Source organism: Paenibacillus sp. J22FR5 (assembly GCF_059691975.1).
This window is the reverse complement of record NZ_JCAUAN010000004.1, coordinates 257,268-279,651: the sequence shown is the minus strand read 5'-3', so window position 1 is coordinate 279,651 and position 22,384 is coordinate 257,268. Positions and strand designations below refer to the sequence as shown.

At 43.7% G+C, this 22,384-nt stretch carries 19 protein-coding genes and 1 pseudogene; 8 read left to right on the top strand and 12 right to left on the bottom strand.

Annotation, left to right across the window (positions count from 1 at the left end):
* Positions 1-73 precede the first annotated feature (73 nt).
* The 3 genes from AC58P7_RS09155 (at position 74) to AC58P7_RS09145 (ending at position 2,940) form a co-directional block, all read left to right on the top strand.
* Positions 74-727 carry a TetR/AcrR family transcriptional regulator gene (locus tag AC58P7_RS09155; protein ID WP_497341974.1) on the top strand — a complete coding sequence of 218 codons (654 nt, stop codon included), beginning with the start codon at positions 74-76 and terminating at the stop codon, positions 725-727.
* Between the two features lie 4 nt (positions 728-731).
* A complete protein-coding gene (locus AC58P7_RS09150; protein ID WP_497341972.1) occupies positions 732-1,571 on the top strand; it encodes an AraC family transcriptional regulator in 840 nt (279 codons plus the stop codon).
* Positions 1,572-1,680: 109 nt separating this feature from the next.
* Entirely contained in the window at positions 1,681-2,940 is a 1,260-nt protein-coding gene (locus tag AC58P7_RS09145) for a family 8 glycosyl hydrolase (protein WP_497341970.1), read from the top strand.
* Between the two features lie 48 nt (positions 2,941-2,988).
* Here the strand turns inward: AC58P7_RS09145 and AC58P7_RS09140 are convergent, their stop codons facing one another.
* From AC58P7_RS09140 to AC58P7_RS09130, 3 genes are all read right to left on the bottom strand, one after another.
* Positions 2,989-3,699: a DUF421 domain-containing protein gene (locus AC58P7_RS09140; RefSeq protein ID WP_497341968.1), complete on the bottom strand. Its 711-nt coding sequence runs from the start codon at positions 3,697-3,699 to the stop codon at positions 2,989-2,991.
* Positions 3,700-4,005: 306 nt separating this feature from the next.
* Positions 4,006-5,415 (bottom strand): HEAT repeat domain-containing protein, encoded by a 1,410-nt coding sequence (locus AC58P7_RS09135; RefSeq protein ID WP_497341966.1) that lies wholly within the window; start codon positions 5,413-5,415, stop codon positions 4,006-4,008.
* A gap of 128 nt (positions 5,416-5,543) precedes the next feature.
* A complete protein-coding gene (locus tag AC58P7_RS09130; protein WP_497341964.1) occupies positions 5,544-6,434 on the bottom strand; it encodes a sugar phosphate isomerase/epimerase family protein in 891 nt (296 codons plus the stop codon).
* 133 nt (positions 6,435-6,567) lie between these two features.
* Here AC58P7_RS09130 and AC58P7_RS09125 point away from each other — a divergent pair, with 133 nt between their 5' ends.
* Both AC58P7_RS09125 and AC58P7_RS09120 read left to right on the top strand, forming a co-directional pair.
* Positions 6,568-7,461 (top strand): helix-turn-helix domain-containing protein, encoded by an 894-nt coding sequence (locus AC58P7_RS09125; RefSeq protein ID WP_497341962.1) that lies wholly within the window; start codon positions 6,568-6,570, stop codon positions 7,459-7,461.
* Positions 7,462-7,875: 414 nt separating this feature from the next.
* Positions 7,876-8,751 (top strand): annotated as a pseudogene (locus tag AC58P7_RS09120) (UxaA family hydrolase); the annotation flags it as partial.
* On the opposite strand, the gene trhA reads toward AC58P7_RS09120, so the two are convergent.
* The 3 genes from trhA to AC58P7_RS09105 form a co-directional block, all read right to left on the bottom strand.
* Positions 8,746-9,390, bottom strand: coding sequence for a PAQR family membrane homeostasis protein TrhA (gene trhA, locus AC58P7_RS09115; RefSeq protein WP_497341960.1), 645 nt, complete (start codon positions 9,388-9,390; stop codon positions 8,746-8,748). The pseudogene AC58P7_RS09120 and the gene trhA overlap by 6 nt on opposite strands.
* Positions 9,391-9,488: 98 nt before the next feature.
* Positions 9,489-10,118: a glycerol-3-phosphate acyltransferase gene (locus tag AC58P7_RS09110; RefSeq protein WP_497341958.1), complete on the bottom strand. Its 630-nt coding sequence runs from the start codon at positions 10,116-10,118 to the stop codon at positions 9,489-9,491.
* Entirely contained in the window at positions 10,115-11,209 is a 1,095-nt protein-coding gene (locus tag AC58P7_RS09105; protein WP_497341956.1) for a glycosyltransferase family 2 protein, read from the bottom strand. Before AC58P7_RS09105 ends, AC58P7_RS09110 begins: the two co-directional genes overlap by 4 nt.
* A 169-nt stretch (positions 11,210-11,378) precedes the next feature.
* Here AC58P7_RS09105 and AC58P7_RS09100 point away from each other — a divergent pair, with 169 nt between their 5' ends.
* From AC58P7_RS09100 to AC58P7_RS09090, 3 genes are all read left to right on the top strand, one after another.
* Positions 11,379-11,633 carry a hypothetical protein gene (locus AC58P7_RS09100; protein WP_497341954.1) on the top strand — a complete coding sequence of 85 codons (255 nt, stop codon included), beginning with the start codon at positions 11,379-11,381 and terminating at the stop codon, positions 11,631-11,633.
* A 37-nt stretch (positions 11,634-11,670) separates the two neighbouring features.
* Positions 11,671-12,429, top strand: coding sequence for a hypothetical protein (locus tag AC58P7_RS09095; protein ID WP_497341953.1), 759 nt, complete (start codon positions 11,671-11,673; stop codon positions 12,427-12,429).
* A 312-nt stretch (positions 12,430-12,741) separates the two neighbouring features.
* Positions 12,742-14,100: an ABC transporter substrate-binding protein gene (locus AC58P7_RS09090; RefSeq protein ID WP_497341951.1), complete on the top strand. Its 1,359-nt coding sequence runs from the start codon at positions 12,742-12,744 to the stop codon at positions 14,098-14,100.
* 78 nt (positions 14,101-14,178) lie between these two features.
* On the opposite strand, the gene AC58P7_RS09085 is transcribed toward AC58P7_RS09090, so the two are convergent.
* From AC58P7_RS09085 to AC58P7_RS09060, 6 genes are all read right to left on the bottom strand, one after another.
* A complete protein-coding gene (locus AC58P7_RS09085; RefSeq protein ID WP_497341949.1) occupies positions 14,179-15,741 on the bottom strand; it encodes a glycoside hydrolase family 43 protein in 1,563 nt (520 codons plus the stop codon).
* Positions 15,742-15,843: 102 nt separating this feature from the next.
* The gene (locus AC58P7_RS09080; protein ID WP_497341947.1) at positions 15,844-16,683 is read right to left on the bottom strand and encodes a carbohydrate ABC transporter permease; all 840 of its coding nucleotides are present in this window, start codon (positions 16,681-16,683) and stop codon (positions 15,844-15,846) included.
* On the bottom strand, positions 16,676-17,617 hold the full coding sequence (locus AC58P7_RS09075; RefSeq protein WP_497341945.1) for a carbohydrate ABC transporter permease: 942 nt from the start codon (positions 17,615-17,617) through the stop codon (positions 16,676-16,678). Before AC58P7_RS09075 ends, AC58P7_RS09080 begins: the two co-directional genes overlap by 8 nt.
* A gap of 141 nt (positions 17,618-17,758) precedes the next feature.
* The gene (locus tag AC58P7_RS09070; protein WP_497341943.1) at positions 17,759-19,030 is read right to left on the bottom strand and encodes a response regulator; all 1,272 of its coding nucleotides are present in this window, start codon (positions 19,028-19,030) and stop codon (positions 17,759-17,761) included.
* The gene (locus AC58P7_RS09065) at positions 19,023-20,825 is read right to left on the bottom strand and encodes a sensor histidine kinase (protein WP_497341941.1); all 1,803 of its coding nucleotides are present in this window, start codon (positions 20,823-20,825) and stop codon (positions 19,023-19,025) included. The genes AC58P7_RS09070 and AC58P7_RS09065 overlap by 8 nt, the downstream gene beginning before the upstream one ends.
* Complete coding sequence (locus AC58P7_RS09060; RefSeq protein ID WP_497341939.1) at positions 20,822-22,183, bottom strand: ABC transporter substrate-binding protein; 1,362 nt, start codon at positions 22,181-22,183, stop codon at positions 20,822-20,824. The genes AC58P7_RS09065 and AC58P7_RS09060 overlap by 4 nt, the downstream gene beginning before the upstream one ends.
* Positions 22,184-22,384: the final 201 nt, after the last annotated feature.

Sequence of the window (22,384 nt, the reverse complement as noted above, 5' to 3'; positions counted from 1 at the left end):
ATGTTACGGACAATTGTCCGCAAAGTCAAATGATTTTTTCATGGACGATCTCTCTACCAGGAGGAACGAAACTATGCAGCATCCAGATGATCATAAACAAGTCTTTTGTGAACCCGATAAGGAGACTAATCCGCCAAGCAGTCGCCGTGGAGAACGCGATTCGGAGTATCGCCGTCGTATCCTTTCTGCCGCTCAAACACTTTTGGAAACGAATGAGATAGAATCCGTCACCATGCATCAAATTGCGAAGGAATCCGGTGTTGGTCAAGGAACCTTATACCGCCGCTATACCCACATTGGGGATGTGTGCAGCGATTTGATCAAGTCCACAACCACACGTTTTATTGAGATGCTTGAGAAAAAATACACGAAGACCGCTCCCGTCGGCACAGGTTTGGAGCAGTTATCCGCATGTATACACGATGTGATCGATTTCGTCGATGAAAATGTCGCTCTCTTGTCTGTCATCTCTTCCATGCATGCCGACAAACGCAGCGTCAGCATACACAAAAAGCCGTTCTTTATTAGACTCCATAATATCCTAGCTCCACTTATTCAACGTTCCATTCAGAATGGCGAGATTGCGGAAATCGATATCCCATTGACAGTTAATACGATTCTGATCTCTCTTTTTCCAGAACAATATATGTACCATAAAGAAGTACTCGGTTACACCAAACAGCAATTTACGGAAGGCATATGTCGGTTATTTGTAAAGGGTATATGAAACTATGAAACCAGATATGAATGCTAGTCAGCGTACCTTTTGGAAAAAATACATTGCAAGAGCGAAAATTGATGTCTACTATGCAGCATACACGAAAGTAATGAAAACCTGGAATGATGAGATCCCATCATGTCCAGTAAATCGTTTGTATTTTATCATCGAAGGTGAAGGCTTTGTAAAAGTTGGCGATCAAACCTACTACCCGCGGCCTGGTGAACTGTATCTCCTCCCTGCGGGCAGTGACCAAGCTTATGGAACGATCAGTGATGATACTTTCGGCAAGTATTGGTGCCATTTCACGGCAAAAATCGGGGATTTGGATCTCTTTCAGATTTTGCATACGACCCCTTCGATTGTCGTCAAGGATCCGAAATTGCTTCAACAAACGTTTGAAAAGCTGATTGCTTATCGCCGAAGTGACGCCTTATCGGCCGAATTCCGAGTCAACGGCATCCTTCACGAGCTCATCGCCGAATTTATTGAGGGGAATGCATCTGTGAAGTTACAACTAGCCACAACGCCAACTTACGAGAAAATGAATGCCGTTCTGCGCTACATGGAGCAGCATATGGCAGAGCAGGTCTCGATCGACAATTTGGCCCAACTCGCCCATTATCATCCTAATTACTTCATCAACGCGTTCAAACAATTTACGGGTTACTCTCCGATTCAATATATGAACCATCTGCGTTCGGAAAAAGCGAAAGATCTGCTCCTGACGACGGAGCTGAATGTCTCTCAAATTGCCGATTCTTTCGGCATGGAATTATCTTACTTCTCTCGTATGTTCAAGGAACAGACGGGGTTTAAGCCGACAGCGTTCCGCGATTTGCGGCCGCGGTGAGATTTGGATGCGGTTGCAGGGTAAGCGTGGGGGGCATTAAAAACCGTTCTTAATTCCTGACCAAACTCATAATATTTTCATGATATTATGCGGCTCAGGGGGTTTTGGAATGAAATTTATTAATTGGCTAAGCTTCCTACGCTATAACACACGTGCTAAAAAAGCAAATAAACCTTTCCCGCAACATACGAAATATAAAGTTGGAACCATTAAACCTAATCACGTTGGTCAAACACAGTTGGATAAGGTTGTAAAAGATTTTTATGATATTTGGAAATCCAAGTATCTTATTCAAAATCCGATGAAACAAGATCAATATTACGTGTTTTACAATCTGGAAGGGCAGGACATGAATAATTCGAACTCCGTATCCACATCGGAAAGCCACGGCCATGGCATGCTTCTTACAGCTTTTTTGGCTGACTATGACCCCAATGCCCAGAAATATTTTGACGGATTATTCCGTTATTACAAAGCATATCCTAGCTCCGCTAATCCTATGTTAATGGCGTGGAAGCAAATTAAAGATATAAACGGGAACATTATAGACGCAGAAGGCAGCGACTCTGCAACGGATGGTGATATGGACATTGCTTATTCACTATTGTTGGCACATTACCAATGGGGAAGCAAGGGAACAATCAAATACTTGACCGAGGCAAAAAAGCTGATCCAGGCGATATTGAAACATGATGTTAACCAGCAAGAATGGTATTTAAAACTAGGAGATTGGGTGAAAAAGGATACCCCCAAGTATTATTCAGGAACCAGACCCTCTGATTTTATGACTGAACACATGAAAGCCTTCCAAATCGCAACAGGTCATTCCAAATGGACATTGGTCGTCAATAAAACTTACGCCATAACCAAACAACTCTTTCAGGATTACAGCCCGAATACCGGGTTATTGCCTGATTTTGCAGTAAAGCGAAACAACAAGTTTGCACCGGCTCCCCCTGATTATTTGGAAGGACCTTACGATGGTGACTACTACATGAACGCTTGCCGGACAACATGGCGAATCCCATTGGATTATATTTTGACTGGGGATCGAAGAGCTGTACCCCAATTCACAAAACTGAACAGTTGGATCAAAAAGAAAACATTGGGAGAGCCGAGTAAAATTCGTGCAGGGTACTTTTTGAATGGGAATGATTTGCCATTTGCATTTAATAATCATCTAGCCTTTGTGTCTCCATTTGCCGTAAGCGCGATGATCCAATCGAGCAATCAGGAATGGCTTAACAAACTTTGGACACACATGAAGAATAGCGGCTTCGAGAATAGTGATTATTATGGGAATACAATTAAGCTGCTTTGTATGTTAGTAGCATCAGGCAATTGGTGGTTTCCCAGACCTAAGTTGTAGAACACAAAAACCCACTGGACTTATTATTTCCAGTGGGTTTATTCTGTCTTAAATTGGGTTTTTAATTTGATCCATGTATAAATCGAAATATAACTTGCCATTCGTTCCCTTTACCGCATAGCAAACTTCGGCCAAAGTCAATTTTCTCTTTTTCAATTCCGCATTAATCCAAGATTCAGTAATTTGATTTTGTTTTAAATTTTCTTGCACCAATTCCCCATCCATGATTAGTTCTACTGGAAATGTCACTTTCGAATCAATGTGTCCCGTAAATTTGGGCAAGTCTTTAAGAAGAACTTGTCGGAATTCAGCTTTTCTTAATACAGATAATCTACCGTTTAATTCGAGAACCGCAAATTCAACTTCCTGAATATTAAAAATATCTTTCTCCCTTAACTCTTGATTTAAAGTATCCAGAGTTAGACGCAGCTTTTTAAGATTATTTTCAAGAATTTTCCCATTTTCTATCACCATAGTGGGCTTCCCAGACAGCCATTTCCTTGAATTCCTGCTTTTTAACGAGATGAAGGTGACGATAAATGCAATGCCACTGAATAACAATAAGGACGTTATTAGGGTCCAATAACTTAGTTTTGTGTTAAATGCTAAATTTGCAGTGATTGCTCCTAACGTTATTGCAGCAACAAAATCATGATAAGTCATTTGTGAAATTGTTTGTTTTCCTAATAACCTAGCAATAATCATAATGATAATAAAAGCGGCACTCGTTCTAATTAAAACTTGAATAATATCATCCATATTCCTCCCCTCCCCCTTAACCTGAAAAATTTTAAATTAAACAGAACGTAAAATCTGCAAGCTCCATACGTATAAAATTCCCAATTCCTTCGAGAAATATTTCTTTGTCATCATGTTTTTTTAAACTGAAAAAATGTCTACCGTGTTCGTTTCACAATTCCACCTTACTTTAGCTCCAAGACTCTAAGATACAAATCTTTCGGTGTAAATACGATAGTTATTTTTTCCCTACGCAAAAAAAACGATCTATCCCATGTTATCCATGAGTATAGATCGTTTTCTCATTCAATTATCCGCCAACTAAACTTACGGATAAAACGCATTCTTCGCCGTCGTCGTTGGACACCAACGCGCGCCCAGCAGGAACTTGATGAGCGTGTTCTTCGCACGATCAGTCCCGATGTAGTTCAGGGATTCCGCCGCATGCGCGCGAACGTAACGGTTCTCATCGTCCAACGCGATTTCCAAATGCGGAATCGCGGCCTCGGCACTTGCCCCTAATCGGGACAAGGATAGGCTCGACATAAACCGCACCTGCGCACTTTCATCCTGCAGCGCTTCCGCTAAGCAAGACACGATCGCTTCGTGGCCATCTTCCATCAGGCCTAGGGCATCCACGACTGCGCAGCGAATCGTCTCTGACGGATGCTGCATCAGCTCTATAAGTGCTGGCACAGCTTCGCTCGCGAATCCTCGCAGCTCGCCAAGCGCGAACACAGCATGCGCTGCAACATCCTCACTTGCACTAGCCAACGTTGCAACCACCCCCTCAACTGCTGCGCTTCCCGCTACAGATAAACCATATGCAGCAATCCGTGAAACATTAGCATCTCCCTCGCGGAGCGCATCTAATAAAGCGTTCACGCCACCTTGCCCACTCGCCGCCAGCTCATAGGCAGCATTGATCGCGTCCGGCTCGAAGTCACTCAACCCTGCCGCCAACGCTTTGATCCGATCTGGATCGGAAGCAATTGTATCTGCCAAGCTGCCGACTTGTCCAGATAGCCAATTCCACGTCTCTTCCCACATCAAATCATGTTCCGCGATCGGCAGTTTCAAGCCCTCTGGCTTCCGCCAGCCACTCTCCTGATTGTTCCAGCTTGGTGCTTGCGGCAACTCTGTCCGCATGAACTCAAACTTCAACATATACCGTTCTTTCCCAAGCACATTCGGCGTAGAACGGTGCCAAATATCATAATGAATCAGCGCAAACGTCCCCGCTTCCCCACTCGCTAAAACCTCAGCCACTTGCTCATTTCCTTCAAATGTGCGAGATTCATAATTTTGCGTGCCTGGCAGGACGCCAGTCGGTCCTAATTCCACGGGTGTATCCTGCGGGAAATACATAATCATCGCCCATTGCGGATGATGGTTGCGCATTCTTTTATAGCCCCAATAGCTATCTTTATGCCAACCACCCGCTACGCTCGAAGCATTGAAATGCCCATGACGATGCGCATGCATCATATAATTAGGTCCCAGCACACTCGTTAACGCGCCCGTCACAACCGGATGATCAAATACTTTGCGCAGCTCCCGAATACGAGGCAGCAGATTATTCCCTGGATTGCCTTCCTCGGTGTACACCGTGTTCAGTTGCTCAACCAGACGCTCGTGAAACTCGCTTGGAAAATCGGTTTTGAGAATCAGGCAGCCATTCGTAATAAAAGATCTCATTTGCTCATCCGTTAATAATAAAGGTGTGTTGCTCTGCATTGTCTCTGCCTCCTTGGCATGTTAGGAATGAGTGAACCATGCCTTTATTATAGGAGTGATGATTCGGACATTAAATGAACAATCTTAATCCGTGCTAGCACAAAATTAAGGTAGTATTATCCACCTCGTTACACTGGGTTTGGAACAAAATCGCCACCACGACAGCGCTTCAAATAATTCAGCGCATGCACCTGCCCCGTCATCTCCAGCTCATCACAATAGACAGGATCATGCCAACCTTCGATATCAATTGTGCCTTGATAGCCGTTCTGACGTAGAATCGTGATCACATCTGACCAGTTCGTATCCCCGAAGCCAGGCGTGCGATGCCAGACGAATTCCTGACTGCCGTGTACGCCATATTCCCGCACAATATCCCACGCAATCGTCGCGTCCTTGCCGTGAACGTGGAACACTTTATTCACCCATTTGCGCAGCTGCGGGATCGGATCAATAAGGCTAACCATTTGATGGCAAGGCTCCCATTCCAACCCCAAATTAGCGGAAGGAACAGCATCAAACATCATGTTCCATGCGGTCGGATTATGTGCAATATTCCAATCACCCGTTTTCCAGGTACCACCCATGTCACAATTTTCAAAAGCAATACGAACCCCGCGATCCTCTGCTCTACGTGAAAGCTCGCCAAACACTTCTTTGAATTTCGGAATGGACTCTTCAATAGGACGATCCGTAATCCGGCCTGTGAATCCGTTGACAATATCAGTCCCAAATAGATGCGCATGATCAATCAGTCGCTCCCAGCTTGCAAGCGTATCACGATTATCACCCGCACCGGTCAGCGGATTTCCAAAGATACCCACGGTCGAGATGACGGCATCATGTTCAGCAACAATTTCTGCCACTCGCTTGGCTGTTTCCTTCAAATCAATCTCGCCTGTCGTTTGCCAGAAAGATAAACTGTACGATTCAAAGCCATGTTTGGCGATTTGCGGAATCACACGAACCGCATCACCGCCGCCAACTAAAGTTCCTATGCGAAGCTTATGATATGTCATTGATAATCACTCCTATTTTGGTATAAAGTTAAGATATATGTTCATTATAGCTAGGCTTTACCACGATCACCCTATCCAATCTTGTGCTATTTATGCGTAATCTTGCATCTTCAAGAAATGAGAGGCGAACCTGATGACTTATCCGCAGGATTTAAAAGAACGAACGCCGCTTTGGGACAGTAATTACCCGATTCGGTTTTACCGAAATATCCCCGCTCAAAGCGCGAAGGATAATAATATTCTGTATCTGCATTGGCATGAACATTTTGAAATTATCGATATGCAATACGGCAAGGCTGTGTTTCATATTGATAGCAAGCCCATTGAAGTTGAAGCTGGCGACCTGCTCTTCGTCCCCGCTGGGGCCCTGCATGTGGGCTATAACTTAGCGGATGAGCCTATGGAATATGTCGCTGTTGTTTTTAACGCATCCTTGCTCCGGATGGTGAACCCCGATCCTGTCTATGAGCGTTATATGCTTCCTTTCTTAGAAGGACGCGTTCTTCCACCATCCATACTGAAAGCCAGTGATGAACAAGCTGCCCCTTACCGGCGACTCATTCGTGAATCGACAGCTGAATTTGAACGAAGGGATCCCGCCTATGAGCTATTCATTAAGCACAATTTCCACATGCTTTTCGCCTTGCTTTCTAGGCAATTCCTGCCGGAAAAGTTTGTTGCGAAGCCTTTTCCCATAAGACACACCGAGGCCTTTAAGCCATTAATTCGGCAGATGGAATCTCAGTTATCCGAACCTCTTTCCGTGGAACAAGCAGCGCGAATTGTGAATCTAAATCCATACCATTTTTGCAAAACATTCAAAAAACTAACCGGGCGCACCTTCATCGATTATATGAACTGGCTGCGGATCAACGAGTCGGATCGTTTGCTCCGTGAAACCGAATGGACAGTTACCGAAATTGCTGAGCGAATCGGTTGTGGGAATGCGAATTATTTTACAAAGCTTTTCAAGAAATATAAGGGCTTTCCCCCGTCCGAAGTGCGCAGAAAGTTAAATGCAAAATAGTACCGCGCGCTTTCACTGCCTGGGTTTGCTCCGAGTGAATCATGGAGTGGGATTCCTACCTCAACTCGGATTGCATCGAGTAATGCGGGAGCCGGATTCCCACCACCATGTTGTATTTCATACAACATTATCAAGTAAAATCCCTGACTCCCCCACTTCATGTTGTATTTCATACAACAATTTCTCCAGGAATCGGCTGTTTCAGTCCATATCAACTCATATTGTTGCACAAAGTGCAACATTAGTGACCAAAAGTGGGCAAATCCACCTTTTATGTTGTATAAAATACAACTTCAAATAGAGAAGAAGCTGCAAGTAGTGGTGCGGAGCGTATATGGGTTTGATTTTGGCAATATGCAAAATGATCTTAATCTTGTGCTAATTTCAATGAGAAACGTGCTTATTCCAAGCTATCCAGATGCCGTTGTTGTGCCGCATCAGCACGGGTGTAGTCAAATCGGGGATGAAAAATCGAACCTTCGATGTGCTCGCTGGCACAGGCATAAATCCGAATGTCGGCGCCGCGATCATCATTAGCTTGGGCTGCGAGGTCATTGACCCCACGGCGCTTGCTGATGCGATCAAAGCTACAGGCAAGCCTGTTGCCGTCTTCGATATTCAATCTATGGGCGTTTCCATCAAAGCGATTCAGCATGGGACAGAATTAGCCCACACGATGCTCGCAGAGCTCCAATAACAGCCGAAAGTGCCGATTCCGATCAACAAGCTTAAGGTTGCGGTCAAATGCAGCGGCTCCGACGCTACATCTGGCCTAGCCTCTAATCCTGCGCTTGGCGTAGCAGCTGATACGCTCATTAACGCTGGCGGCAGCATCGTCATTGGCGAAACGACTGAGCTCATAGGAGCTGAGCATATTTTGGCCCATCGCTGCGCTTCTCCCGAAACGAGCGAAAAGCTGTATAGCGCCATTCACCGCTTCGAAAAAGAAATCAAGCGCATGGGCGCCGATATGCGCGGCGGTAATCCGAGTCCTGGCAATATTGCCGGCGGCCTCTCTACCATCGAGGAGAAATCCTTCGGCTGCATCAGCAAATGCGGCACAGGGTCGTTCCTGTGATCAAGATAGCCGCTAACAAGCACGCAGCTACCCATATGTCCGATAATATGGATGTCGATGTGAGCCCGATACTGGATGGATCGATGTTATTGGAGCAAGCGGGCGAGTTGATTTGGCAGGAAATCTGTGAAGTGGCCGAAGGAAAGCCGACGAAAGCCGAAATACTCGGTCATCAGGAGTTCAGTATAAATCGCATCGAGCCTAGCTTATAGGATTGCGGGCATTACGTAGCTATAGACAGCGATGAAATGGCAGGCACTTCCTGCAAGCACGAATAGGTGCCAGATTGTATGATGATAGCGCAATTTACGCCAGAGGAAAAAAGGAACACCTACGATATAGCTCATCATCCCTAGACCTAGCCAAGTAAACGCCATTTGGGGAAGCCGCACATACAAAGGTACGAAGAAGAGCATCATGAAGGCCCCCATGCCCAAATAAAACAGCAGGCCCCACGGCATAAAGCGTTGAATAATGAGATGCACATAACGCACGCCGCCGAAGGCTAGCGCCCAAATGACAATCAACAGCTCCGTCGCCATTCGGCTGTGCCAAGTAATGAGCAGGAAAGGCGTGTAGGAACCTGCCATTGCGATGAATATCGCTGCATGATCCAGCTTTTCGAAGCGTCTCCCCCATTTAGGTGAGCGTATCCCATGCAGAAGCGTCGAGGACACATACAGTAGGCAAAAGGAAGTGCCAAAAATTATGTTACTCGCCGTATACAACCAGTCTTCAAAAAGTGCAGAACGCTGCAACAGCAGTATGAGTCCGTAGACGCTTAAACACACGCCAACTCCATGACTTATCGCGTTTAAGCGTTCTTCATTTCGTGCCAACCGATCCTCCATAAGCAAGGCACTCCTTTCACGAATATGCCCTAGTTTTTCCCAAGGAAGGCTTGCGTATGTAACGAAATGCGGGGACATAAAAAAGAAGGATCTCCGCATCATGAATGCCGAGATCCTTCTTTGATTTGTCTTCTTTTATGAAGCAGAACTGCCAGCTCTTTCCGATGTGTGAGTATGAGGAGCAGCGTATTGCCAAGCCATACCCACAGCTCCACGACGCTGGCATCTCGCACATACAGATACACACCCAATAGCACCATACCAATGACAACCTGCTGACCATCAACATCAGATGAGATAGGCTTCCATTTATTAACGATTTTCATGATCCCCAGCATGACGGCCAAAATAACAGCCAGCGCGAGTGACACCTCAAACTGTGTCAACCCACTCCAAACGCCGAAGGTGACGGCAATCGCTTTGCCCCCTTTTCCGTGCAAGAATGGTGAAAAAGCATGACCTAAGATCGGAGCTAATGCGATCGGGATCAATCCGTAGCCTGACATCCCGCCAGCTTCGACAGCCAAACGAATGATGAGATACCCTTTGATAAAATCCAACAACACACCTAGGATACCCAGCCGATATCCCGCCGCTTTCCACAAATTAAGGGCACCCGGGTTGCCGTCTCCGACGGTTTTCAGATTTTTCCGAGCCAACTGACCTAGCCAATAGCTAAACATAAGCGCTCCCGATACAAAAGCACATACCGTCCATACGATGATCATTGCTCTCGCCTGCTTCCTACTTTGACGTGCCGCCCCTTCCAGGCCACATGCCCTAGAAATACGACCTGATACATCGAGTACAGCATGACCATAATGAAAAATAACGTCGACACCGCATGCAAAACAGGCATGATAAGGCCGAATATCCCAACGTATTTTACAAAATAAAAGAGCTGTGCCATGTAAAGCAGGTAACCAATGAGAAGCGGAACGCCCCATGAGGTGCCGAGGAAAAAGGGAAAGGCTGATGAGAGGAGCAAGCCAACAACCCAAATCGCCGTCAACGTGAGTGTGCCTACTTTGAGCTTAGATGTCCCCAGAACAGCACCTTTGCCGAAGCCTTGGATCTGGCTTTTCATCCCCTGCGGATACATACGAAAGGAAACTAGCCCATAGCCGATAAAATTGTTCACCGGAATGCCTGCCCTTGCATAGGTAGCGCCGAGATTCAGATCGTCCAGCATTTCAGACTTGATGCCTTCATGGCCTTTGATCGATTCGTAATCCTCCCTAGTCGTTAAAATACAGGACCCATAAAGGCCCTTCTGAGTATTATTTTTTTCAAAAGGAGAAGTAAACGCGTAAATGCCCAACACGTTGAAGATCAACGCGAGCCTCTCTCTCAGGTTCTCCGTGTAATGGTAAGGCACAATAGATAACGCTCCACCTAATTTATTCCGCGCCTTCACCAATAATTCTAATGCCCGAGGGGCAAATCGAATATCTGCATCTAGAAAAACAATGAGATCCCCGGTCGCATGGGAATAGCCATTCCATACGGCCCAGTTTTTGCCCGTCCACCCGTCAGGCAGATTTGGATTCGAAATCACCGTAACCCCATAGCTTTCGGCAATCTCCTTCGTATTGTCTTGCGAAAAATCATCCACTACAATGATTTCATAAGGCATCAGGGTTTGAATTTTCAGCGTATGAAGCAAATGAGGTAGGTTGTCCGCTTCATTTCTGGCCGGAATAATAATAGACAGCTTAACATCATTCAGAGCTTGATCAGCGCTGCGTGGTATCACATTTTTCCTGAAAATGATGAAACCAGACAGACATCCGAGGACACATATAACTAGAAACGCCATCCTTAGAATTCCCCCTTCGCATCCCGATGTCAACGGATCCTGAACGAGCCCTTCATTCGATCCGGGTGATACAGGCTATATAGATGTATATGAAGGATTAATCGCACTTCATGCGAACAATTCACTCGGTATGTTATAATAATCCTTATCACTTACTAGGAGGCATACCATGCCTATGAAAATTTATGTCATCCTCTCGTTTGATGGGGAAACACTTGAGAATGTTTATGTCGGGCCGGACGAGGAAAAAGCGCTTGCGTTCAAGCCGGCTGATTTTGAAAATTGCGATGCACTCTTCGTGGAAATTTGGGAAGACGGGGAAAAAACCGATGACTTCCGGTTAGAGAAAGATGAAGTAGATCAAGATGAAGTAGATGAAGATCAAGATCAAGATCTAGACGAAGATGAGGACGAAGTGAAGTAATTCTTCCTTCTATATAAAAAAGAAAGGTTGATCACATATGGATTACGCGTTCGCCATTCAACCAGCTGCGTTTACTCGTTTTGATGACGAGTCCGAGCTGATCGAGCAATGCAAAGAATGGGGTTTAGTTTCGGAAAAGGCGACGAAAGCCAAAGCCTTTTTCTATAAAGGTAATAGCCTGAATGTCGCTTGCAGCATTATAGGCTATGTAGATCCTATGACAGCTGTTATTGAGTTCGATACGCAGCAGCTGCACTGTATTCATCCCTCCTATTTGAAGGAAATGCAGGCAGCGAACTACAGTCAGCGTGGTGCGGCACTGGCCGAGGATGCTGCTTTAGCAGAGGAAGTGGAAGCTGAGCCGGAAGAGAAACCGGCAAAAGCAGCCAAAGCTGTTAAGGTTGAAGTTGTAGCTGAACTTGGGGAAAATGGACAGGCTGCCCTTGCTGAGAAAGCCCCCGCGAAGGGAAAAGCGAAAAAAGAAAAAGCTCCTAAATTGGAGCTTCCCGAAGAGAAAGTCAAGATGAAGGCGACGGTTACGGAGTTTACGACGGTGCCGAACAACTTCTCTGACACCGATGATGAGGTCATCATCTACGAAGCAGTATCGATTCTGGAACCAGCAATCGACGTCGGCACCGCTTGGTCGAGCCACAGCGCAACGCTCAAAAAGCTCGAGCTCGCAATCGGAGACACCGTCACCTTCGAGTGCAAAATCGTTGCCAAGAAACTCAGCAAGCACCCTGTGCCGTATAAGATCAACAATCCGGGGAAAATGCAGAAGATAATGGAGTAAGAAATATATGGGATTTATGAGACTTCAGCCCTATGGGGGCTGAAGTTTTTTGTTGTATGGCGGAGCCTTTAAACAACTTTATTATTTTGTCTTGCGGTACGAAGAACTCGCATCAAACGTAAAAAGCAGCATTTCCAAACCAGGACAGCTACCAAGACTCTATTAACAACGAACTAAGTTTCGAAGAAATAAAACAAAACAATGAAAGAAATCTTATGTAAATACAAGACCGTCCGAGCTACACTTAATGCAAGACGAAAGAGCTTTCGTCACATTAGCCAAAATAATCAAGGGGTATAAGGAGATGTTCGAATGAGAAAGAAATTGTGGGGATTAGGAATGGCGACAGTCATGCTAACATCAATTGCACTTACCGGCTGTGGGAGCAGTGACTCGGCTTCTGGAACTAAAGTTCAGCCAAGCGACGGGGGTGCAACTCAAAAAGCTACGGGTAAGAAAACAACGATAGATATTTGGGGGGCAGCGGTTACGCCAGAGAGGGAGCAGTTCTGGCAAGGTGTTGTAAAGGATTTTAATACCAAAAACCCAGATATTACAGCCACTTTCTTAGGGGTACCAGGAGATTTAGCGGGATACAACCAGAAGGTTAACGTAGCGCTTGCCGCAGGAGAAGCCCCAGATATTATTAGCAACTTTACTTCCGATCTTGTGAGTCGTGGAGTATTGGAACCACTAGACGACTATTTCACGAAGTGGGAAAACAAAGACAAAGTCGCTACTACTGCAATTGCTTCGGTTAGATCCATGGATCCTAAGGGCGGTAAGCTTTATGGTTTGCCAACATCGATTCAGCCATGGATTATGTGGCTCAGATCAGATTGGCTGAAGGCAGCAAATTTACCAATGCCAGGAACATGGGATCAATTCTTCGACGATGCCCAAAAGTTGACAGACAAACCTAAAGGCCTTTATGGTTACGGAATTCGGGGTGGAGCTGGAAGCGCTAACACATTGGAAATGCTGATGTACTCCTATTCAGGCATTACAAATTACTTCAAGGACGGCAAGGCAACGATTAACGATCCACTGCATGTTCAATTCCTGGAAAAGTATCTAGGCGGATATAATGTTAACACGCCAGAAGATGATTTGAGTAAAGGCTGGACTGAATTAGCTGCTTCATTCCAAGCTGGTAAAGTCGGCATGATCTTCCATAACCTAGGGTCGGCCAGTGCCCATGTTAAAGCGTTCAACGGAGATTTGTCCAAGTTTACAGCTGCACCTTTCCCTAAGAGTGTCAAAGGCTATAATGTACACCCTGGGGTAACACCAAGCACGTTAATGATGACTAAATCCTCCAAAAATAAAGATGCGGCTTGGAAATTTTTAACCTATTATTATATGAATTATGACGGAGCTGCTGGAAAACTTTATGGAGAAATCCCAACTAATATTGACGCAATGAAAGAAGAGTGGATCCAGAATACAACTTACATCAAAACAGGCGCCGATCTCATGTCATCCAAGGATACTAAACTTACCGACAATCCTGTCTACATGCCAGGATACACGAATATTCAACAAACGATGGAACCCATGGTTCAGAAGGTAATGGCGAAGAAAATGACTGCCAAAGAAATGCTTGACGAATGGGCTAAGTTGTTGGAAAAAGAAAAAGCCACTTTTGATGCTTCTACGACTAGCAAGTAAGCAATGAAGGAAGACAGCCAGATATTACTCTGGCTGTCTTCCTTTTTTATACGCCATTTTTCAAATTAAAACGAGTTGTCATTTCGAAATACGAAACCAATCCACATCTACAAACCCATTGGCTTCACCTGAGCAAAACAGGCCAACTTTTGCACCGACCCATCGCCCCTCACTTGCCATAAAAGGTTCTAATGGTATGGCCTGAAAGTCACTCCCATTTTGGCTGAAGCTGTAGGAACAACTCGCAGTTTCTCCCACTTTGACTCTTAAAACAATATCCGTTGTATCCTCTAACGATATGGACCACACCTCCTCCTCCCCGTTATCATCACCTTTCGCCATAAATAGAGTCAGCGACTTACGCTCAAATCCGAAATCGCTTTTGCGCAAGCCAAGATATAAATAACGATATCCGAATACGATCAGACCGGCGAAATCGTCATTCACTAATCCAGAAGCGTCGAATCTGCATGTTACTTCAAATGCTGGGGCAGTAAACTTCTGCAGGAGTAGGTGCGGTGCATCATATAAGCTTTTTGCAGAAGACTTCGAAACAGCCTGCAGCCGGATATAACTTTCATGTGCATGCAAGCTGTACCAATCCTCTTGAGGATTAGCCTGCCATTGCCATTGAAGCCCAAGCTTAGGAGTATTAAACTCATCCGATGCATCTGGTATGCTAACGGGGAACTCTGCACCCACATTAGGCTTCTTATACATTAGTACCGGTTCACCTATAAGCTCTCCCTCTCTCCGTACACCCATCAGCGGCCAGTCATCTACCCAATGAACAGGCTGAAGATGCACAACTCGACCGTAGACTCCTTTGTCTTGGAAGTGTACAAACCAGGATTCCCCTGATTCCAATTCGACCCAGCCACCTTGATGAGGCCCATTTATAGGGGTATTACCCTGATGAAGTACGATTTTATCCTCATAAGGACCCCAAATCGTAGTCGAACGGAAGATCGTCTGCCATCCTGTTGCAACGCCTCCAGCCGGGGCAAATATGTAATAATAACCATTACGTTTATACAGCTTTGGGCCTTCGAGCGTAGGATGCGTCTCTGTACCATCGTAAACAATTTGCCCGTCATCCAAAAGCTGTCTCCCATCCGTTGACATTCTGCAAATCCGAAGCTTATGTTTAATACCGCTTCGACTGTGAGCGTAAGCATGAATGAGATAAGCTTGTCCGTCTTCATCCCAAAAAGGGCAGGTATCGATCAGACCTTTCCCTTCTTTCACCAGGTGCAGTTGCGTCCATTCACCAGCGGGATCTTCTGCAGTCGTCATCATAATTCCAACGTCTGGATCGCCATAAAAAATCCAAAACTTACCTTCATGGTAACGAAAACTAGGAGCCCATACGCCATTCCCATGTTGAGGAACATCATAACCGTTCAGATTCATCTTAGGAATTGCATGATGGATAAGCTTCCAATTAACAAGGTCTTTCGAGTGTAAAATTGGTAATCCCGGGATATGTCCAAAACTTGATGCTGTCATGTAAAAATCCTCACCAACACGAATCATATCCGGATCCGAATAATCCACGTGCAGGATGGGATTCATGTAGGTTCCGTCACCTTGATCTGAAATCCAGGGCTGTTCGTTTATCGTACGTTTTAAGTCATTCATTTGTGAGCATCTCCTTTAGTCAAATTTGATACACTACATGTTTAAAAAAGGCCCTGCGCGTTTACTTTCCCACGCACAGAGCCAATTTTCAATTGTAATAAACTAACCTTTAACCGAACCTCCAGCAAGCCCTTGTACCAGGAATCGTTGAATATACATGAAAAGAAGGATAGGCGGGATTAGTCCAATTATGCTCCCTGCCGCTAGCGATCCATACTCAACGCTATACTCTCCAATTAAAAACTTGAGTCCGATAGGAATTGTAAATTTCTTCGCTGAAGTAATGAAAGAAAAGGCAACTATGAATTCATTCCAACAACCAATAAATGCAAATGCAGCTGTTGCAACAATACCCGGAAGGATGACGGGAGTGATAATCGTCGCTATGATGCGGAGTCTACCGGCTCCGTCGACCATGGCAGCCTCGTCAATTTCTTTCGGAATGCTGGAAACGAACCCCTTCATAAGCAAAGTGTTAAAAGCAACTTGAGATACGATATAAAACAGAATGATGGCATATGGCGTATTGATTAATCCCATATTTTTAAAGATGAGAAACAAAGGGATAACAAATAAGATAACCGGCAGCATTTGCGTGCTAAGAAGTATAAGCATAAAAACATTCTTTCCCATGAATTTATATCTGCTTAAGGCATACCCATTAGCAATGGAAAGAATAGCAATGAACACAACAGCTATGATACTAATGTATAAACTGTTAATAAAGTATACCGAAAACTTATTCACACTCCATACTTTTACGAAATTATCGAAGGTGATTGGACTCGGAATATAATGAATCGTAGCGCTAATGATGTCACTTTCCCTTTTTAGTGAGGTGGAAACTGCCCAAAGAAAAGGAAACAAGACAAACAAAAGGGTGAAAGTCATAGGGATATAAAATAACGTCAATGAGGAAATCGCCTTTTTGAATTTAATCATCTTGTCCACTCCTGCTTAGCTTCAAATAGATCAAAACAAAGATCATTAGAAAAAAGAAAGTGATTACACCAATGGCTGAACCATATCCATAGTTGCCTTTTAAAATTGCCGTCTGCATCATATAGATGGGAAGTGTTGTTGTCATATTCATCGGGCCACCATTCGTCATTGTGAAGATCATATCGATGGAATTAAATTCCCAGATCGCTCTTAGCAGTGTTGCGAATACGATGCTTTCTTTCAGATAGGGAAGTGTGATGTAAAACAGCTTTCTAACTTTGCCGCAACCATCAACTTCACAAGACTCATAGACATCGCTTGGTATCGACTGCAAAGATGCCAGCAGTGTCACTGTGAAAAATGGGATCCCTCTCCATAATTCCGCTACGATAATGGATCCGAAGACCGTTGATGTATTAGACAGCCAGGCAATATCTTGATGGATGACCCCAAGCTTCATTAGAACATCATTGATAATGCCAATATGTTGATTGTACATCAGCGTCCACAACATGGTCGTCAGGACGCCCGATACGGCCCAAGGCACCAAAACGAGTGAACGTACTAATCCTCTTAATCGAAAGCTTTGATTGAGCAATAAGGCAACAAATAAGCCAATGACGAGTTGAAGCACAACTTCAATGCCAACCCACTTTGCCGTAACGCCTAATGTTCCAAAAAACATCTTGTCCTCGAACAAAATATGCTTAAAGTTGGCCAGCCCAGCGAATCCAAATTCTTGGGGCCGTGTTAAATCATAGTGCTGCACGCTTAATTCAAATACACGAAAAATTGGAAAAACCATAATAACCGCAATTAGAATTAGCGTTGGAGCAATTAGGAAAAAGGGTAGTGCTTGATCCCCTCTTAACCGTGTTCTCCTTTTTTTGACTGTGCTGACGGGACCTTCCGAAGCCAGCTGCTGTATTTTCATATGATCACCTCTCTTCTATCATAGGTGTTACACGTTTTTTTCTAAATAAGATATCTTATAGAAGATTGTTTGTTTTTTTTAAATGAAAAGCTGGAATGAAGTCAACCACGTTGACTTCATTCCAGCTCTATAAACGACGACTTATTGACGGTGATTTTGTCTATATTCCATTGGGGTTAAACCTGTATATTTCTTAAATGTTACACTGAAATATTGTGTGTTGGGATAGCCCACACTCTCAGCAATCTCATAGGCTTTGAGGCTAGTATGAACGAGCAATTCCTTGGCTTTTTTCATACGTACACGAATAACATAATCACTAAAATTAATATCATTATATTTTTTGAAAAGCGTACTGACATAGGAAGGGGTGATATGAACCCTTTCAGCAACTTCTTTCAAATCCAAATCCTCATTTTGATAGTGAACATCAATATAATCCGTAATAATTTTAATAAGAGAATGATGCGAACTATTCGATTGCTTAACTTGATCGGTAAATATAACATCTTGAGCTGCAAAAATGCCTTTCATTTGTACAGCAATCAATGCTTCCTCGTAAGATAAAGCAATGTGTCTGAAACCCTCCCCAAAGCTGCCTATGCCAATGTTCACTGTTATTTTGAGGTATTGGTTAATAGATGCAATAATTGTCCTAGATACCCGCTCTACAACAAGTCTCCAGTTATCAGAAATGGCCTCCGCGAAATTAAATAAGAGGTTAATGCGGTGATTATATTGAATAACCTGAACTTGGCATTCCTCCATTTCTTGTGCTTCTAGCACTTCCGTACACAGATTTTTCATCGAAAATAAAAGCAGTTCCAAATCTTCAGGTTTATTAGGCTTAAGATACCTTTTCACACTGCCCATATCAATACTACCCATAGCAAAAGTGTTCCCGCAAAAGGACACCTCCAGTAATTGGCTGTCTCGTTCGATGGTATCGTCGTTTCCCACGCCAGCGATCAAATCACTAAAGAATTGGTTGATGATCAGCCCTTGGCTTTTTTTCTCTTTTAAGACCACTTTTCTTTCCACATGGAGTCTGTTAGCCGCGTTCACAACAGCTTGTAAGATTTTGTTGTTATCTTCGTACTTTAAGATATAATCGGATGCTTGCAACTGGACTGCTTGCTTGGCATAAGAAAAATCGTCATATCCAGTTAAAAATATGACTTTCGTATCCAATCCATGATCTTTTATTAGCTCTGCTAACTGTAATCCATCCATGAATGGCATTTGGATATCTGTAAGCAAGATATCAGGCTTGAGCTTCTGAACAAGGTCCCATGCCACTTTACCATCCTCAGCAACACCGACTACTTGGATCTGTTCTTGCTCCCATGGAATGTTCCGTCGCATTCCCTCTCTGATCCACTCATCGTCATCTACGATGACCAGCTTATACATGGATGTATTCCTCCCTATTTGTAAAAGGAATAGAAAGCTTAACAAGGGTATATTCCCCTTCGCGACTTTCTAATGTCATCTCGCAACTGCTGCCAAATTGAAGGACAAGCCTTAAATAAATATTTCGAAGCCCAAATGTAACAGGCACCTCCTGAACAGTCGGTGCTTGGATGGACGTTTGAATTTCATGCAACTTATCTCCACTCATGCCGGCCCCATCATCAAAAACTTCCAACACCGCATAATCCCCTTTCCTGCTCCCCGTGATTCGAATAATCCCACGGCCTCGTTTACTTTTAATACCATGATAGATGGCATTCTCAACAATGGGCTGCAAGGTCAGCTTCATAATGGGAAAATGCAAAATAGATTCTTCGACTTCAATTTCAAATTCAAAATCTTTGATATAGCGTATATTTTGGATCAGTAAATAATTTCTAACGTGCTCCACTTCTTCACCAATCGTGATCACTTCCCGGCCCTTGCTTATCCCTATTCGAAAAAAATGGGTTAACGCGCTCACCATGGTGGAAGCCTTCTCTTTTTCTCCCAAATCAATAAGATGCTTAATCGAGCCTAACGTATTATACAGAAAATGAGGCTTAATTTGGGATTGCAGAGCAAGCAATTCAATTTGCCGCTTCTGCTCTTGCTCGTTTTTCACTTTTTGCAGCAACTCCTGAACCGATTCGACCAAGCTTTCGAGACCTTTGGCCAAAACACCTATTTCATTTTTTTCTTCTAAACGGAAACTGACTTTCAGATCACCTTGACTAACCCTTTGAACCTGTTTGGATAGAAAACGAATCGGATTTGAAAGGCTGCTAGCAAAGATGGTCGCGACGATAATACAAACAAATAAGATGATTAACACAATGCTTAATGTGATCGATTTAATTTGACTTGCATTGCTTAAAATATCACTTTCGGGAACAATAGCTGCCAGCTTCCATTTATTTAAAGATAATGTAGAATATCTAATCATCATTTCATGATTAGCTGTACTACTTTCTACTATGCTACCTTGTGGTTCTGAACTACTCTGAATATCTCGAATAGCTTTCTCATTAATCGTAAAATCGGAAGCCAACTCTTTAGAATACATAATGCCATCTGGACTAATTAAAGCTAGTACGCCATTGGGACTAACTTTCACATTCCGTAAAATATGAAGTAAAAAAGTTTCCCGCATATTGAACAGTACAACACCGTTTACTTCAGACTCTTTATTGCCAATGATTTTAAATAAGCTGACCACATTTCTTTTTTCAACCGTGTCAAACACATGATCCTCATGCCGATTCAACCAATAATAGCCACCTTGATTATTACTGCGTGCATATTGGGACATCCACGCGTTCAAATTAATTCCTACATGTCTGGGAACGAAATCCTTTTGCAAATTGAAAGAACGACCATTATTAAAAGTCACATAGATGGAGTCAATCATCTGAAAGTTATTCTCGTAGGATTCCGCAAATTGCCTTTGAAGATCGATAATATCGTCATAGCGATGCTGTTCCACTAACTGGCCATTGTTGGCCAAAATATTTCGGAAGGCAGCGTTGTTTTCAATGAGCACAAGCTGTTCAAATACGGTATTAAATTTATCATCTAGAAAAGTTTTTGTTTGTTCGACGGTATCATTCAATAAATAATAAGCGTTGTTCTCCAGTTGTTTCACAGAAGATAAGTAAGAGAATAGTCCTGTGAGAACGACAGAAGAAATCAGAATAGGTAAAAAATACATCAGCAATTTAATCCTAATTGGGCTTCTTGTTATCAATGAAATCATGAAGTCCCTCCGAACTCATTTCTATGAATCGTAGTTTCAAATCTTAATTTTTCATCCTCTAATTGCTTTGCCCATTTGTCCAGCAGCTCTTTGGCGCTCATTTTCTTTGTCATGACATTCTGAATCAGAGGCTCCATGTTCTTCTGAATACTTGTGTAGCCCGGCAAATAGATAGGATTATCGGTAAACTTTGTTGCCGTAGACAACATTAGCTCAGCACCCATCTTAAAGTAGGGGGTATTCTGTATCCAATCTGCTTGGATGGCATCTAAATTTGGTGGAATTTCTCCGTACAGTTTGCCATAGGCATTGTTATAATTGGTGACAAAAAAAGTCATAAACTTCCACGCAGCATCTTTATTCTTAGAAGAATTTAGCATCATCATAACGGATGGCGTTACGTCTGGATGGACGCTATACCCTTTAACACTTTTCGGGAAAGGGACTGCTGCTAGTTTTGAAAGATCACCATTGAAACTTTTTTCATGACTGCTGGACGAGCCCAAGTTGTGGAATATCATACCTACCTTACCCGACTGAAATGACGCGGCCAATTCTGTCCACCCTTTTCCTAAATCGTCTTCGGGTGTATAAACATTAAATCCCCCCAAATACTTTTCCAGGAATTGAACATGCAGTGGATCGTTAATCGTCGCCTTGCTATCCTTTGTGAAGTAATTCGTGATGCCGGAATACGAGTACATGAGCATCTCCAGTGTGCTAGCACTTCCTGCTCCGCCTCGAATTCCGTAACCGTAGTGCCCCTTGGACTTATCGGTTAGCTTCTTTGCGTCGTCAAAAAACTGATCCCATGTTTCTGGAAAAGGTAAATCGTGTTCCTTCAACCAATCTGGCCGGATCCACATCATCCATGGCAATATGCCGTATGGCAAGCCATAAAGTTTGTTGTCCTTGGGATCAGCAGACTTGACCGAAGCAATCGATCGAGGCGTAATTTTATTTTTACCATCCCAATTGTCAAAATATTTTTCGAGTGGTTCCAGTACGCCACGTGATACAAGATCAGTTGTAAAATTATTCATGATGTCGGGAGCTTGACCAGCGGCAATGGCAACATTCACCTTATTGTTGTAAGCGTTTAAATCTCCGGGAATTCCTAATAAATTAACCTTAATTTCTGGGTTCTTGGCCATAAAATCCTTCACGACCTCTTCCCAGAATGCTTCCCTCTCCAGCGTAATGGCACTTGCCCAAAATACAATCGTCGTCTGTTTGGCCAATCTATGGTTAGGCTGGTCGTTTGGGTTGGAAGTAAAGTAACTTACCGCATAACCAGTCAATATGACTCCGGTCAGCAAAGCAGCCGTAATTGCAAATCTCCATCCATTACTTTTCAATTTGCCATCTCCTCAGGTCAACGCCACATCGACCACCAATTGTTCCGCAGCTTACATCAATGTACCAAATTAAACCTAGAAAAAGATAGCATTAATTACTAATAACTGTTACTAAAAAAATGCAGCTCCCCTGTTATGGAAAAGCCGCATTTATGGCAAAGGACCGATGTGAAAGCAGACACTTCTAATTAATAATAAGCC